The following is a 14,513-nucleotide window of genomic DNA, read 5'->3' on the forward strand; positions in this document are numbered from 1 at the left end:
GGTCAGGCCACCTTGCCGCTCGGGCGGGACATCCAGGTCCCGACGTTCTGGTACGTGGACAGCCACTCCGGGTTGAAGCCGGCGCGGAGCAGGTCGTCGAGGCAAGCGGGCTGGGTGCCCGTGGGCACGGCCCGGCCGTCGGGGCCGGGGGTGAAGATCCGGTTGAACGCCGGGGCTCCGCTCAACTCGCTGAACTCGCCGGTGACTTCCAGGACCTGGTGGACGAACCGCTCCTTGGTCCCGCCGTGTTCGGTGCGGTCGTCCATGTGGATGTGCACGACGAAGTCGAGCGCCATGCCAGAGGTGAGGTAGGCGAGTTCCTGCGTCATGCCGCCGCCGTGCTGGATGCACAGCTGGGCGATGCGGGCGAACACCGCGTCGGCGCGCTTGACGTGGATGGTGCACATCGAGCCGCCCTCGCCGGCGCTCATGGCCTGCAGCATCGGCACGATCTCCCGCGACCGGACCTCGCCGACGATCATGCGGCGCAGCATCATGCGAAGCGACGGCGCGATCAGGTCGGCGAGCTCGATCTCGCCGGCATCCCGTCCGTCGACCCGCTCGCCGTTGCCCTCGCGGGCCTCCATGGGCACGACCTGCTCCAGGTGCCCGACCTCGTGGAGGAAGAGTTCGAATTCGGTTTCCAGGGTGCCGACCCGCTCCTGGGGGTCGATCTCCCGGGCGAGCGCGATGAGCATGGTGGTCTTCCCCACGCCCTGCGTGCCGCTGATCATGATGTTCTTGCGGGCGGCCATCGCAGCCTTGAGGAAGTGCATCAGGCTCGCGTCGATGGTGCCGAACTCCACGAGCTTTTCCAGGCTGGCGTCGCGCACCCGCTGCTTGCGGATCACGACGTACGGACGGGGCGTGACCTCGATCATGGCCTGCAGACGCGAGGTGTCCGACAGCCGCAGGGCCAGGGTGGGAGAGGCCTTGGACAGGCTCCGCTCACCAGCACCGTGGCGCCGGGCGAGCATCTGCAGCAGCTCGACGAGTTCCTCGTCGGACTCGGCGATCGGCGCGACCCTGCGGTTGGGCTGGCTCGCGTAATCCACCCACACGTTGTCGCAGCCGTTGATCAGGATGTTCTCGACCTGGTCGTCGTCCAGGTAGGGCTGGAGACGGCCGTGCGCGAACTGCAGGTCGAAGACGGCCTGCGCCAGGCCGGTCTCATCGGCGGAGGTCGGAGAGATCTGCCGAGATGCGGAGAAATCGGCCGCCCAGCGGGCCACGAGGTCCTGGATGATCTCCCAGCCGCGCTGCTCGGCCTCCTCGGCCGTCATCTCCTTGCCGGCCGACTCCTTGTATGCCTGGTACTCCGGCGCCATCAGCGAGCTGAGCTCGTCGCGCAGGGCGCGCACGGTGCCCCACTCCCACAGGGCCGCGCGGCCGGCGGCCGAGGGCGCGCCCGGCAGCGCCGCCGTGCCGGGGGCAGGGCTGCCGGAACCCTCGGCGCGCGGTGCGGCGGCCGGTGGAAGGGGCTGGAACTTCCCCGGGCCGGAAGAGTCGGGCCCGGGGAAGAGCGGCCTACCTCGCGTCATGAGCGGCTCCCGTCTTCAGACGGCGCAACAGGGTGGTGGGGCGGTGCTCCGCCGGGGCATTCAGCCGCAGTTGCTCCTGTACAGCGAGGGTCTGGAGGGTGCGGGACATCTCCGCGGCCTTGCGCATCAGCGGCGTACCGCCGAAGCCCCGGCCGCCATCGCCGCCGTGGGTGAGGACGCGGGCGGTCTTCTCGTCGAAGGGCAGCTCCGCGAAGATCGGCAGCTGGAGTTCCTCGGCGAGATCGCGGGGGCGGAACGGGCCTTCTCCGACCACGACGAGCCCGATGCGGCTGCTGTCACGTCCGTGCATCTGCAGCGCGGCACGCAGGGCTTCCACCCGCGGTTTGGCCGCGTGGGCGGCCCGCAGCGTGCCGCGGACGACGACGGCGGTCAGATCCGCGCTGCGGGCCAGGGCGCTGGCCGCGCCCGCGGCCCCGGAGCGGCCGAGGTCGACGAGGATGTCGTAGCCGCTCTCGCGCTGTTCGAGGTCGCTGAACAGCTGGCTGAGCCGGGGCCAGGTCTGGTGCAGGCCGGCCGCCTGGGCGGGGCTGATCAGTCCGGGGAGCAGCAGCCGGTTGGCGTCGGCCTCCGGTTCGGACAGGTTCAACAGCTGCTGCCAGAACACCTCTTCGAGGTGGCCGCGCCGGTCGGCGATCTGCAGGTGGTGCAGGCCGCGGTCGCCGAAGACCCTCGACTCGAGGTAGCCGGCGGCCACCGACCCGCCGTCGGGGTCGCACTCGGCCAGCACGACCCGCCGTCCGCCGGCCAGCGGCCACGTCAGCAGGGCCGCGAGCGCGGTGGTGGTGGCGCCGGGACCGCCGCTGGCGCCGCAGAACGCGATGACAGCCATCTCAGCCCTCCGCCGGAACGATCACCAGGGAGACATCGCCGGACGCGGCCCACGTGGCCAGCCGGGTTCCGTCGAGCTGAGTGACGGCGAGGTCGACCACGCGGTCGCCGGAGTTGTCCGGCCCGCCGACCTCGATGACCGTGGCCTGCAGCGTCTGCCCGGCCGTGTTGTCGTCGGACCCGGTCGCCGACTCCTTGGGCGTGTGGATCACCTTGACCTTCTGCCCGGGGGTCAGCCGGGTCGCCGGCAGCCGGGCGGGCGTGAGCGAGACCCCCACGAGCTGCTCGCCGGCCTTGACCAGAGGCTCGTCGGTGACCGACGAACGGGTCAGCAGGCTGCCGCGGGACAGGCCCACCGTGGTGCGCTTGCCGATCAGCTTCTTCAGGTCCCCGGCCGGAACCGGCTTGAGAGCCGGATCGGTGGCGATCTGCGCCTCGATGAGGTCCTCGGCCTTCAACTCGGCGCCCATGGGCACGTCCCGGGCGACCGCGATGACCGGCTCACGGTGACTGGTCACCGTGTACAGCCAGCCGCCTGCTGCTCCGCACACGCAGATCACGGCCGTGCCCAGCGCGATCCAGCTGGACCTGCGCCGGCGGACAACAGGCTGGCGCACCAGCGGCTGCGGAGCCGGGGCCGGGTGCGCGGTGTCAGGGGCTGAGGGGCTGGGTGCGGTGGTCATGAACGGCTTCCTTCGCGGTGCGGGAGCATCAGGGCTTGGCGACGGCCTGGGCCTCGCCGATGGTGATCTGGGCGGGCTCGGCCTCCCGCGTGGTGGTGATGTCGCCCTCCTGGCCGCCACCGGTCCAGTGGACGGTCCAGGTCGTGACGGCCGTGACGGTGAACGCCTTGCCGGGCAGGGAGTTGGATGTCTTGGTGTAGCGGTAGCCGCAGTCGGGACTGGGCTGCCCGCCGAAACGTTTCTCGTACGGCGTGCCCGCGGTGGTGCACACCTCGGAGCCGCCGTCGCCCATCGTGTACGCGATCTTCTTCACGTTGGCGGTCGCGGTGACGGTGATCCCCGGTGCGGACGCGCTGGCGGTCACCGGGCCCCAGGTTCGAGGGGCCTTGTTGTTCCAGATCCACACCGGCATGCCGACCAGGCCGGTCTTGCCCGCCTTGGGGGCGCTGCCGATGTCGGCGCCCAGGAGCCGCATCTTCTTGATCGCTTCCTGCGCGAGCTCCTCGGCCGTCGGGCCGCCGCCGAAGCCCGGCGGCGGGTTCAGGCTCCAGGTTGAGCCGCCCATGAGTTCACGGCCTGCGCCGGGGCAGGTCACGTTGTAGACCTTGCCCTTGGCGCGCTCGGCGTCGGTGGCGGGTGCCGCGGTGCCCCATTCCCAGTCGGCGGCGTCCTTGGCCGGCTGCGGCTCAAGGATCTCCCAGTAGCACTGGCCGGCCGGGTTGAACCAGCCCATGTCCGCGTCGTAGCAGGGGACTTCGCCGATGTTGTCCCACTCGATGTAGCACTTCGCGGAGCCGCCCCCGCCCCCGCCGTCCGGCTTCCCGCCGGGCTTCGGCTTCTCGCCGTTGTCGCCACCCCCGCCACCGCCCGCGTTGATGTCACAGTCGGGGACGAGCTCGGGGCACGTGACGCCCCCGCCGGGCTTGCCGCCACCGCTGGCGGCGGCCGGAGCGGCGGAGAGACCCAGGTGAAGAGGAACGGCCACGGCCGCGGCCGCGAGGAGAGCCCCGCGGCCGCGCAGGCTCAGCATGTTGACCCCTTGTCTATCGTGGAATCGGTGATCATCCACCGGCCGCTGCCGAACTGGGCCTTGGACGTCTGCACCTTGCGCCGGTTGTCACCGTCGAGCTGGGACTTCTTGCCCGTCTTGCGGTTCTCGGGGACGAAGGTGCTGCTGTCGACGCAGTCGACGATCGTGGCGCTCTTCGACTCGCCGCCCAACGACAGCGTGACCGTCGGGTTGTCCTTCAGCTTCGGCTCGCCCTTCACCACCAGGTCGTTGTTCTGGTAGTAGAAGGCGGCCGCCCGGACCTTCGCCAAGGCCTTGTCGGCGGCGTACTTCTCCAGCTCGGAGCCCTTGAACGAGCCGCTTCCGTAGATCTTGACCTGTTCCTTCCACATGCCGTGGTAGGCCGCCAGCACCTGCTCCCGGGCGACCTGCTCCGGGCCGGCAGACGGTGATGCGCTGGTGGTCGCGGGAGCGGACGGCTTCTTCGCGGCCGAGTCGCCCCCGCCTCCGCAGCCGGCCATGAGCACGACGGCGCTCAGACTCACTGCCACCGCGCTCGCGCCGGTCTTGGTGATCTTCGGAACGGTTACCTTGACGGACAGTGCCATGGGCATATCCCCCTCAATCGTGGTCGTGACGGTGCACCGTCCGGCACACCCGGCTGCAGTCCGGGCCTACCCAGTCAGGCGCGTGCGAGCTAAGGAGCGTACGTGGTCAACCTGCGTACCGGCATGGTCATTTCCCGCCGCCGGCCCCGTCCGGGAGGCGCCGAGAGAGCGGTACGCCGCGTATGGACCGCCGACCGGGCCACCACCTCGTACGGCTTGCGGAGTGCTTCGGCGGCCTGCCGAAGGACCCGGGCCTCCGCGGCGGCGAGCCCCCGCTCGGTTCTGGACCAACGGGCCTGCGGCAGTCCCAGGATCCGTGCGAGGTCGCCCTGCCTGAGGCCGGCCTCCACCCGGAGGCGAGCCAGATCCGCAGTGTCGACCGGGACGAGCAGCACGCGGACCTCGACACCGAGCGCTCTCGCCAGCGCCGCCACCGTGCTCAACTGCGGAGTGCGGCGTCCGAGTTCGTACAAGCTGATGTGCGCCGCGCTCAGGCAGGGCTCGTGCCGGGATGCGGCCTGCGCCAGCCTCTCCCTCGACAGATTCGCACCTGTCCGTTCGCTCAGCAGTGAGGCCGGAGCAAAGTCGGTCACCCCACGACCGGCCACCGTCACGTCCTTCCCGCGCGAACACGGCTCCGGGAGCCCTCGCGCTCCCCATCACCGCGGCCGACACGGACGCATTTGAACGCATGTGACACCCCCTCCGCACGCAACAGCACAGCCTTCAACCACCACCGCCCTGCCGTGAATCTGAGCGGTGATCACCCCGAATCTGACACCGGACCCCAAACCCGTCAAGATCGTTTTGTGATGCTTTCTCCGTTTTGTTTCATTGAGTATTTGCAGGCCGGCAACAGCCCCTGAATCGTGCGGACGTCACTTCGGAGCTGCCGACGTCCGGGCCTCCCCGCGGCGCGCCGCGTGCCGCTTCACCGCGGAACCGGCCGCCGCGGCACGCCGGTGTGCCGCCTCGACGACGGCGAACGAGGCGAGGAACGCGTAGAGGCACGCGGCGACACCCGCGCAGAAGGCGCCGAGCGCGGCGGGCAGCACCACCAGGCGACCCCACGGCGCCGGCAGGTAGATCGTCGTCATCAGCGTGCCGACGAGGCTGACGGCGAGCAGAGTGAAGAGCATGGCCCGCCCGACGGCGCGCGCCGTGGTCATCTCGGCGGACGGCCCTCCTGCGCCGGCCCCGCGCCACAGCAGTCGGCGCACGCGTGCGACCCGGCCCCGCGCTGCGGAGACGACGACCTCAGAAAATGGCTTCATGTGAATCCCTCGGACGGTGGGTGGGTGCCCGCCCCCTGCCAGGAGCCAGGGACGTGGGCGTGGGTGAGCGGACCGGTCAGGACGGCACCTATACGGCGATGGCCTCGGGGTAGCCCGCGGGCAGCGTGGGGTACCGGGACTGGACCAGGGCGAGCGCCGCCAGCGTCACGCCGCAGGCGATCCGGCCATCGGCCAGCCACCGGGGCATCTCCTCAGGTGCGATCCAGACGGGCTCGCTGACGGACTCCATGGCCTCCGGCCGGGCTGACTGCGCCGCCGTCGTGTCCACCGGCGCGACGAAGACATGGATCGAGGAGGCGATGATCCCGGTGTCGGCATGAATGAGGCCGAGCCGGCGCGGCGCCTGGCAGATCAGGCCTGTCTCCTCGCGCAGCTCGCGAGAGGCGGCTGCAGCGAGTTCCTCGTCGCCCTCGACTCCGCCCCGCGGGAACTCGAGAGACGCGGCATGGACGGGGTAACGGTAGGCGGGCACGAGGGCGTACCCCTCCGGGCCGACCGGAACGACGACGACGCCCTCCTGATTCCACTGCCACCGCAGGTACTGGCCGGCGGCGCCCGACGGCGCGACCACGTCGTCGTTGAACAGGGTGCCGAAGCGGTTGCGGAAGACAGCGACCTCCCGGACACGTCGTATGGGCGCCGGAACGTCGACGGGCTGTGCGGACCTGGGCCCGGTCACTGTGGTCACTTTGGCCTCCTTCGGGGGATCTTCAACGCCTATAGAGGTGCCGAGATCAGGCGGCGTGTGACATACCTGGCGGAACTTTTTCCCGCGCGCGGCGCCCAGGGGGCGGCCGCCGGCCGGGTACCTGGACACGGGCCAGCCGGACTCCGGCCCAGCTCGAAGGCGGCACCCGGTGTTCCCCGACCGCACCGAATCAAGGGCGGCGCCCTCCGGCTCGGTACCGACGCACCCGGCTGCCCCGCCCGCTCGGCACCGGGACTGAGCAAGCCGACAAGGGAGACGAGAACAACTTGGCCAAGGGCTTCCGCCGAACCACACCCCTGATCCGCCAAGGTCATCGCACTGGCTCTTTTGGCTCAGCTTGACTGGAGATTCACGGGGCGGGCTGGTCGAGGGGCGCGAGGGTTCGATATCCGTGGGCGTGGCTGAGCAGGTACAGCGCTGCCTGGAGGATGAGCGCGACGCGGTGCCTGGGCGGGGTGTCGATCAAGCCGTGGCAGACGTTGTTGCGCAGGTTCATGCCGCGGTCGGGGTCGACGAGGACAAGCTCCAGGGCGCGGCTCCAGTCTGCGGGATACCCGGCGGCCGGCATGCGGCGGATGAGTCCGCCCAGTTGGTCCACGGTGCCGGGTGTCTGCCCTTTGGCCACGGACACCATCGGGACTCGGGGGCGCAGGAGCTGTCGGAGGATCTGCTCAACCTGTGGCAGGGCGACGCACGCCGCCGCGTCGAACTCCCCCAGCCAGAAGTACCGGAAGGCGTAGGCGAGGGTTCGGGCGCGAGGCTCGGGCAGCACGCTGTCGTGGGCCAGGGCGGAGATCAGCTCGGACTCGTCGGGTACGAAACGCTCGTGGATACGGTCGAGCTGGTGGGCGGCGAGGTGCCCGAGGAAGTCCAACGCGAGGACCTGCAGTTCGACGGCATGGTCGTCGTCGGCGTCGACGGGCGGGGCGACCTGGACAGGTCCGGCGATGTTGATGCGCGTGCGCGGAATCCGCAGCAGGCCTTCCTGTGAGCGGGCGTCGTCAGCGTGCTCGCGCATCGCCGGATGGACGTCTACCGCAGTGCGCCACAGGGCGCTTCGCAGGTCTACAGCGGCGTCGATGTGCGCCCGCGCGCCGTTGAACAGTGCACGCGGGGGAGCGATTCCGCGACGGAGGCGGGTCCATCCCAGGGAGTCCGGATCGGTGTTCTGCAGGGCCATCTCGGCACGCACCCGCAGCTCGGACAGACCTCGATCCCGTGCTTCGGTCGCGGCCTGGGTCAGCAGGAGGTGGCGACGGAGGCCAGCGTTGATGTCGGCGTCGGCGGCATCGAGCAGGGCCTCGACGATCGCGGTCTCGATGTCGGTTCGGCGGGACCCGGGCGCCACCTCCCGCAGCAGCAGCTTGAGAAAACCGACATGGGCGTGCACATCGCCGGCATAGCGACGTGCGGCGCGTTCCGCGAAGTCCGTGATGTCGTAGCGCTGAACGCGCAGTCCTTCCAGAAGGCTGTCCACGATCGCCGGCTCGTCCTCGGGGTCGGCCAGGACCCGTTCGATCAGGGCGACCACGTCCTCAGTGACGCGCTTCTGCAGATCGGTCTGGTTGAAGGACCGGGCGAGCTCTCCGGCCCAGCGCAGGCACTCGGTCGCGAGCACCAGCCCGGGGACACGCTCGGGGGCGGCGAGCAGACGCGGTGCCGCGTCCAGGTACCCGGTGGCCGCGCCCCGGGCATGATCGGGCTTGCGGCCGTGTCCTGCGGCCAACAGCAGATGATGAAGGCGACCCCGGAGGAACGGGTCGCCCACGGCATCGGCGTACGCGCTCCAGATCTCCAACTGGTCGGCGGTGACCTCGGCCAGGCTCACAGACCACGACCTGAGCGGGCCGCCGAAGAACATCCCGGTGAAGTCCTGCGTCTTCCCGGTCCCAGACAGCCGGACCCGCAGCGCAGCGAGCAGCGCATCGCGCTGCTGCTCGACGGCCGTGTTCGTGCCGATGTCCGCGGCTGCGAGCACGATGGCCATGGCCTCATAGGAAACGGTGTCCTTCGCCGCTTCCGTGAGCGCGCCGAGAACACTCGGCTCGACCTGCGGCATGGGAGCCTCACTTCCGTCGTTGCCAGTATCGGCACGGGCTCCGGGCCGGCCCCACCGATTTTCTCTGGTCCGGTTCTACTCGGCTTCCGGGGCGCCTTCGCCGAGTCACCTGCCTCCCCGCCGTCCGAGCTCAGCGAGGCCGCCGTCCTTGCCGTGGCCGAGCAGGACTCCTGCGCGATCTCTCCTACTGGCTCGGGGCACGCAGCAGGCCCGCCGGCAGGTAGCCGGAGCGAACATTCAGCTCCCAGCCGTGTGCGTGCACGGCGAGGGCGGCCAGAGCGACGGCTTCGACCGGTAGCAGCGTCTTCGGTGCGGGATCTGCACCGGCCCTGTCGCGGTGTTCCAGGAGACGGCGGGTCAGGGCCCGCTCGAACGTGGCCTGGTCGTCGTCGAGGAGGACGCGCAGCAGCCGCTGGTCGGGGGTCAGCGTGCCCGCCTCATCGAGCCGCGCGGCGGCCGTGGCGCGCTCCTCAGCCTCCGGTTTGCGCACGGGCGGCACCCCAGGAGCGACCCAGGGCGACCGGGACGTCTCCACCAGGTGGAGGTAGAAGCCGAGGGCGTCCATCTCGGCCAGTTCGGCCGGGTCCGAGACCGAGTTCAGGGGCGAGTACGGCAGGCCGGAGTGGAACATCGGAGCGTAGTCCTCTTTCAGCAGAGGGCCGATCATCCGCTCCTGTTCCCAGATCAGTCCGGTGATCACGCTCAGCGCGAAGGTATCCACCCATGTCCCCGCCGTGGGCGCCTGGTCCACCGCGTCGCCGAAGGCGAAATCTTCGCTGCTGAGCTCCCTACCGATGAGGGGGAAGAAGACCTCGAAGTCCCCGTTGGGGCAGGTCCCAAGTGTTAGGACACCGAGCGCGCACTCCGCCGCCGTCCGCAGAGCCAGTCGGCCCGGCACGCTCTCCAGCGCGGGATCCTGGAGGGTGAGGGCGCCGACGTAATCGAGGAGCTCGTCACCCATCGCCTGAATTTCCTTGATGGACAGACTGTCGTAGCGCAGTCCGTGCCAGCGGCCGAAGGTCCGCCCGTCGATGTCCTCCAGGGCCTGACCGGTTCGGTCCTCGCCGACCTCGTGTCGCGTCACTTCCTGCACAGCTGCCGTCCTCCCCGTCAACAAGGGCAGCAGGGATCCTGCCGTCGCATGTCGCTGATCTTCAAGGCTTCATCTTCTCCGATGCGGCGGTCCGTTGTGCTGCAGTCCCCGCCCAGCGGGCCCTTGGCGTCCCCCCGCAGTCAGTGTCGGGTCGCAGCCGGGCGCTGACGGTCCAGGCGTCAACGTCGCAGCGGGTGAACCCGGTGGTCCTGCGCTGGGCATGGCTCGCCTTCCCCTAGGCTGTCCGACGTGCCCGATTTGACTGAACAGCAGGCGAGTGAACTGGCCGTTGCCGCTGCTGCTGCCGCCGTATTTCCCGTGCAGCGTGCCGTGAGTCCGCTGCTGTGCCGTATGGCCTCCGTGGACCCGGTGACGGGGCGGGCCGCCAACACCGCGGTGCTGCTGGACCTGGTGCGCGGCGACGAGGTCCACTTGCGTGCCGCGTTCGAGGTCGCCGGCCGCATGCTGGCCGGTGACGTCCGACCCGACGGCCAGGTCGTCTCGGTGGGCAACGCCGCCGACGATCCGATGATGCTGTTGGCCAGCGGCATCGTCCAACTGTGCATGCGCGGAGAGCCAGATCAGGCCTGGGCTCAGGTCGAACCACTCCATCCCGCCAAGCGGGCCGCTGTCCTGTCCATCCTGGCCGCCTTCCTCAACTACCAGTTCGCCGGTCTCGACCCGCTCGTCCTGGCAGCCGGAGAGTAGAACCGCGCCCATCCCACGCTCCGGCCACCGAGTGCCGCACGTGGCTCGTGTTCCGCCCGCGTGCCCGGACAGGCTCGAAGGCACCCCGGATGATCCAGGTCCCTGACAATGCCGGTATGGGCGAACTCCACGATGATGACCCGTCCGCCATGGAGGACACCGTCCTCGCCGTCCGGGTCAGGGTGTGCACGCAGGCTCGGGGCCATGACGCTGAGGATGTCGGGAGGGCGCTGCGCACTGCCGAATACAACGCGGGCTGGGCGCGCCACGGCGTCTCCGCGGCCCCCGACGGGTCGGCCGCGGAGACCGAGTGGGATGTCGAAGGGCGGGAGTGGCAGCGTCTCTTGGGCATGGTTGCTTCGGTCAGCAGGTATGACCCGGCCTGTGATCCCGTGGCGGTGGCAGCCCTGGAGGAGACGGCGCGGCGCGAGCGGGCGGCGCGGCGCGCCCGCGAGGCAGCCGACCAGGAAGCGCGGGATCGGCGCGACCGTGCCCTGAGGCGCGCGGACGAGCTGCTGGATCTGGCAAGGGCCGGAGCGCTGGACGACCGTGTTCCGAGCGCACCGGAGGACGCAGCCGTCTGGCGGTGGCTGCGCGGGCACCCGCGGAACACTGTTGCCCGCGTGGACGCCTGGATGGCACGTGCTGTGGCCAGCCGCGCCGGGGCGATGGCTGACCCGCTCACCCGGGCGGCGGCGCTCGATGTGCTGCCGCGGCGCGTGACTGCGCACGCCGCCCTTCTTGAGGCGTTGGCGGCCGCAGGCTGTCCGGCAGGGCAGGACTCGGCCTTTCCCGGTGTCCTCGCCGAGGCGGCGACGGAAGCGACCGTCGAGCTCGCTGCGTGGCTGACAGCCCGCAGGTCGCGGGGGGCAGCGCGGCGCCGCCTGGGTGAGCAGTGGTGTTCACGCCACGAGCCGGCGAAGCCCCTCCATTACGCCGGGGTCAGCGCCGTCGAGGAGGATGGCCAGCTGAGGGAACAGCAGCAGGGCCACGACTTCGGTCGGGGCATAGAACCAGGCGCCGTCCGAAGGAAGTTCGGTGAATGCGGGCGCCTGGAGGGTCAGCCGTCCGTGCCAGTCGGAGTACACGGTCGGAGCCGCAGGGAGGGTGACGGTGCCGGCGCGACCGATCGCCTCGACGATCCGTCCGCCGCGACCGCAACCCAGCGCGGTGGTCTTGCCCGCGGCGATCTGCCGTTGAAGGGTCTCGTGGGCGAACCCGTTGAGGGGGAAGGGGTACAGCCGTATTCGCTCGAACAGTGCGGCGTTCACCGTCCCGGTGATCTCCGGGGCGGTGTCGAGCAGGGTGACCGGCTTGACCGCGACGCTGGCGCCGGCCTTCGCCAGCACGACATCGCTGTCCAGCGCGCGCCGCACCACGGCCACCACGTCCGTGCGGACCGCGGACTCGGAGGGCTTCGTTCCCGAGGCCTGCGCCCAGTTCGCGGAGCCGACGGTGACGGTGACCTGGGCGGAGGCCTGGATGCGCTTGTGCGGTGCGGGGTTCACCTCTCCATGATCAGCTGTCCCGCTGACATTGTGGCGACCGGGCGCCTCTTCGTAAGACCCCTGGCCCGGGGTCCGTTCGGCGGTGCGGGGAGCCAGGGCCGCGGGTCGTGGTGTGGTGATCACTTCAGGGTTCCCTCGAACATGAGCTGGGACCCGCCCCGCTGTTCTGCCTGGACGGTCACGGGGCCCGGGACGGCGCGGGAGGGCACCGAGACGCGAACGGTGTCGGTAGCGGTCCGGTGCGGCGCGATGGGCGCGTCCTGGTACCCGAGGCCCGCGGAGACGGTGTCAGCGGTGGTGAGGTCTGCGCCGACGAGTACGCGCAAGGTCACGCCCATGCCGGAGCGGGGATCGTCGTCGGTGTTGCGTACGGACAGCTCGAGGGTGGCGTCGCGCCGGCCGCCCTTGTCTCCGGCCAGCTGCAGCGGGGAGACCCGGACACCGTCGGGTGACCACTGGCCCAGTGCGACCGCCGAGCCGGTGGCCGCGGTGCCCGCCGGCGTGGGGGTGGCGCGGGTGGGGGAGCCGGGCAGCGTGCCCTCGAAGAACACGGTGTCGGCCTCGGCCAGTCCGGCCTGGGTCGCTTCCAGGGTGACGGTGGCCCGCTGGCCTGCGGTCTGCGGCGGAACGGCCACGCCGAGGTTGGCGGTGAAGGTGGCGCCCGGCTTGACCTTGGTGCCGGCGTCCGGCTTGGGGAAGCCGACCAGGTTCTGGTCGGTGAACGGCTTCGTCTCGAGGCCGAGCTCGCCGACGCGGACGGTCACCGCGGTCTCGGGCAGCAGCGCGATGTCGGATCCGGTGTTGGTCAGGTCCACCTGTACGCGAGCGGCGGACCAGCCGGCGGGCAGCGAGCCGTCCGCCGGGGGAGTCGCCGTGTCCAGAGGGCGCACGGTTGCCTTCCACGCCTCGTCTCCGAGCTGCTGCTGGGAGCCGAGGGCGGCGATCCCGTCGGGCAGTCCGGCCGGGCTGGCCGTGGTCGGCCGGGAGGGTCCTGCATGGTCGCCGACTGCTGCTGTGCCGTCCTGGCTGCATCCGGTGAGGACGAGGGCCAGGAGCGCCGCGGCGCATGTGCCGGCCAGGGTGGCGGTCTTCATTGCGAGCTCCGTTGATGTGGGCGGGGTTGGGGCTGTGGAAGGGATCATGCCAAAGCACGGGATCCGCTCGACAGGCCGTCCGCCCTGCATCAGTGCCGCACCGGCGAATGTGGCCGGAATCGGCCTACGGGGTGCGTGGCGGGACGGAGACGTCGGGTGGAGTGCCGGAGGACTTGCTGGAGATGGTGGCTCCTGTGGTGCGTGTGGTCCGGTTTTCCGTGAACAAGCGGCCGTGGGGGAGGTTGCGTGTCGTCTGCTTCCTCCCCCGCTCGGCCGGTGGCTGAAGGGTCAGGGGGTGGCCGGGATGGCGACCAGGTAGTACTCGTTGCCGTCGTCGTCCGATACGAGCACCGGGTGCCCTTGGCCGACGGCGGCGAATACGCGGTCCTTGACGACGTCGGCGTGGTCGGCGGTCGTGAGAGGAGCCTTGAGACCGGACCGGACCGCCTCGTAGGTGGCGGGCTGGGGCCGGTATCGGTATCGCCCGCCCTTCACCTCGGTGATGGTCGCGATGATCTCTTCGTCGCTGATCGTGTCGTCGTAGCCGCGGAACCGGGCGAGCTGGCACGTGTTGACAGCGAGGATCTGGCGGTTGTGGTTGTTGCACAGCCTCCCGGGGGTCCCCGGGGGGTGGAAGTGAACAGCGGTGTCGATCGACGTGGGCAACGCAATCCTCCGTTGTCGGCGGCCAGTTGGTGCGCAGTGCAGTCGCGCTCTGGCTCGGGCCGGGCTGATGACATACAGCCTACATGAGTAAATCCAATTACGCAATATAGGTTGGCTTTTCCCGCCGCCCTCGAGACTCGATCATCTTCACCCCCGGTGGGCGTCCGGCGAAAGACCCTGCAAGCGGGACCGTGTGCCCGCTGCGCTGTCCCGTCAGGTCGTGAGGTTGGTGTCCACCGCCTCTCGTGGTGGGGTGTCAGGCGCGGGTGGGAGCGATGTAACGCCGGGCGGCGACCATGAGGCCGAAGGCCAAGGCGAGACCCGCCAGATGGGAGCCGCCGAGGACTGCCTTGGCGGTGGCACCGGTGAGGTCCTGGTCGTGGCTGACGACCCGGCCGATGGCGTAGCAGGCGCCCCAGATGATCAGCATGGCCACCGCCAGGATGCCGGCGCGCACGCCGACGGGGAGCCACTCCGGCCCCTTGGAGGGACCGATTTTGGTGTTGACGTGAGCAATGTGCGCGGCCAGGGCCTGCTCGCGGGTGCCCGCGGGATGGGGGGACATCCGGCCGCAGGAGCACCCGGCCCGGAAGCGGGCCGTACCGGCAGCGGCGGACTCGTCCTCGACGATGCCGAGCTGGGGCAGATGGCGGCCGTCGTCGATGGCGAACCGGTCGAGATCGAGCACAGC

15 protein-coding genes are annotated in these 14,513 nt (G+C 70.5%); 1 reads left to right on the forward strand and 14 read right to left on the reverse strand.

The window, feature by feature from the left end; genetic code table 11:
- Positions 1-2 precede the first annotated feature (2 nt).
- From OIU81_RS41190 to OIU81_RS41235, 10 genes are all read right to left on the reverse strand, one after another.
- Positions 3-1,541 carry a CpaF family protein gene (locus tag OIU81_RS41190; RefSeq protein WP_329156110.1) on the reverse strand — a complete coding sequence of 513 codons (1,539 nt, stop codon included), beginning with the start codon at positions 1,539-1,541 and terminating at the stop codon, positions 3-5.
- The gene (locus OIU81_RS41195) at positions 1,528-2,391 is read right to left on the reverse strand and encodes a hypothetical protein (RefSeq protein ID WP_329156112.1); all 864 of its coding nucleotides are present in this window, start codon (positions 2,389-2,391) and stop codon (positions 1,528-1,530) included. Before OIU81_RS41195 ends, OIU81_RS41190 begins: the two co-directional genes overlap by 14 nt.
- A 1-nt stretch (position 2,392) precedes the next feature.
- A complete protein-coding gene (locus OIU81_RS41200) occupies positions 2,393-3,073 on the reverse strand; it encodes an SAF domain-containing protein (protein WP_329156114.1) in 681 nt (226 codons plus the stop codon).
- Between the two features lie 28 nt (positions 3,074-3,101).
- Positions 3,102-4,103 (reverse strand): hypothetical protein, encoded by a 1,002-nt coding sequence (locus OIU81_RS41205; RefSeq protein WP_329156116.1) that lies wholly within the window; start codon positions 4,101-4,103, stop codon positions 3,102-3,104.
- The gene (locus OIU81_RS41210; protein WP_329156118.1) at positions 4,097-4,690 is read right to left on the reverse strand and encodes a hypothetical protein; all 594 of its coding nucleotides are present in this window, start codon (positions 4,688-4,690) and stop codon (positions 4,097-4,099) included. Before OIU81_RS41210 ends, OIU81_RS41205 begins: the two co-directional genes overlap by 7 nt.
- Before the next feature lie 89 nt (positions 4,691-4,779).
- A complete protein-coding gene (locus OIU81_RS41215; protein ID WP_329332133.1) occupies positions 4,780-5,298 on the reverse strand; it encodes a helix-turn-helix domain-containing protein in 519 nt (172 codons plus the stop codon).
- Positions 5,299-5,568: 270 nt separating this feature from the next.
- Positions 5,569-5,964 carry a hypothetical protein gene (locus tag OIU81_RS41220; protein WP_329156121.1) on the reverse strand — a complete coding sequence of 132 codons (396 nt, stop codon included), beginning with the start codon at positions 5,962-5,964 and terminating at the stop codon, positions 5,569-5,571.
- A gap of 88 nt (positions 5,965-6,052) precedes the next feature.
- The gene (locus OIU81_RS41225; RefSeq protein WP_329156122.1) at positions 6,053-6,673 is read right to left on the reverse strand and encodes an NUDIX hydrolase; all 621 of its coding nucleotides are present in this window, start codon (positions 6,671-6,673) and stop codon (positions 6,053-6,055) included.
- 370 nt (positions 6,674-7,043) lie between these two features.
- On the reverse strand, positions 7,044-8,753 hold the full coding sequence (locus tag OIU81_RS41230) for a DUF4209 domain-containing protein (protein ID WP_329156123.1): 1,710 nt from the start codon (positions 8,751-8,753) through the stop codon (positions 7,044-7,046).
- A gap of 184 nt (positions 8,754-8,937) precedes the next feature.
- The gene (locus tag OIU81_RS41235; protein WP_329332136.1) at positions 8,938-9,837 is read right to left on the reverse strand and encodes an immunity 49 family protein; all 900 of its coding nucleotides are present in this window, start codon (positions 9,835-9,837) and stop codon (positions 8,938-8,940) included.
- Positions 9,838-10,095: 258 nt separating this feature from the next.
- On the opposite strand from OIU81_RS41235, the gene OIU81_RS41240 reads away from it, so the two are divergent.
- The gene (locus OIU81_RS41240) at positions 10,096-10,554 is read left to right on the forward strand and encodes a hypothetical protein (RefSeq protein WP_329156125.1); all 459 of its coding nucleotides are present in this window, start codon (positions 10,096-10,098) and stop codon (positions 10,552-10,554) included.
- 902 nt (positions 10,555-11,456) lie between these two features.
- On the opposite strand, the gene OIU81_RS41245 is transcribed toward OIU81_RS41240, so the two are convergent.
- The 4 genes from OIU81_RS41245 to OIU81_RS41260 all read right to left on the reverse strand — a co-directional run bounded on the left by OIU81_RS41245 (position 11,457) and on the right by OIU81_RS41260 (position 14,510).
- Positions 11,457-12,062, reverse strand: a complete 606-nt coding sequence (locus tag OIU81_RS41245; RefSeq protein WP_329156126.1) for a hypothetical protein — start codon at positions 12,060-12,062, stop codon at positions 11,457-11,459.
- Positions 12,063-12,181: 119 nt separating this feature from the next.
- Positions 12,182-13,156: a hypothetical protein gene (locus OIU81_RS41250; protein ID WP_329156128.1), complete on the reverse strand. Its 975-nt coding sequence runs from the start codon at positions 13,154-13,156 to the stop codon at positions 12,182-12,184.
- Between the two features lie 288 nt (positions 13,157-13,444).
- The gene (locus OIU81_RS41255; RefSeq protein ID WP_329156130.1) at positions 13,445-13,822 is read right to left on the reverse strand and encodes a hypothetical protein; all 378 of its coding nucleotides are present in this window, start codon (positions 13,820-13,822) and stop codon (positions 13,445-13,447) included.
- A 256-nt stretch (positions 13,823-14,078) separates the two neighbouring features.
- Positions 14,079-14,510, reverse strand: a complete 432-nt coding sequence (locus tag OIU81_RS41260; protein WP_329156132.1) for a hypothetical protein — start codon at positions 14,508-14,510, stop codon at positions 14,079-14,081.
- Positions 14,511-14,513: the final 3 nt, after the last annotated feature.

Origin of the sequence: Streptomyces sp. NBC_01454 (assembly GCF_036227565.1) — a bacterium.
GTDB lineage: Bacteria > Actinomycetota > Actinomycetes > Streptomycetales > Streptomycetaceae > Streptomyces.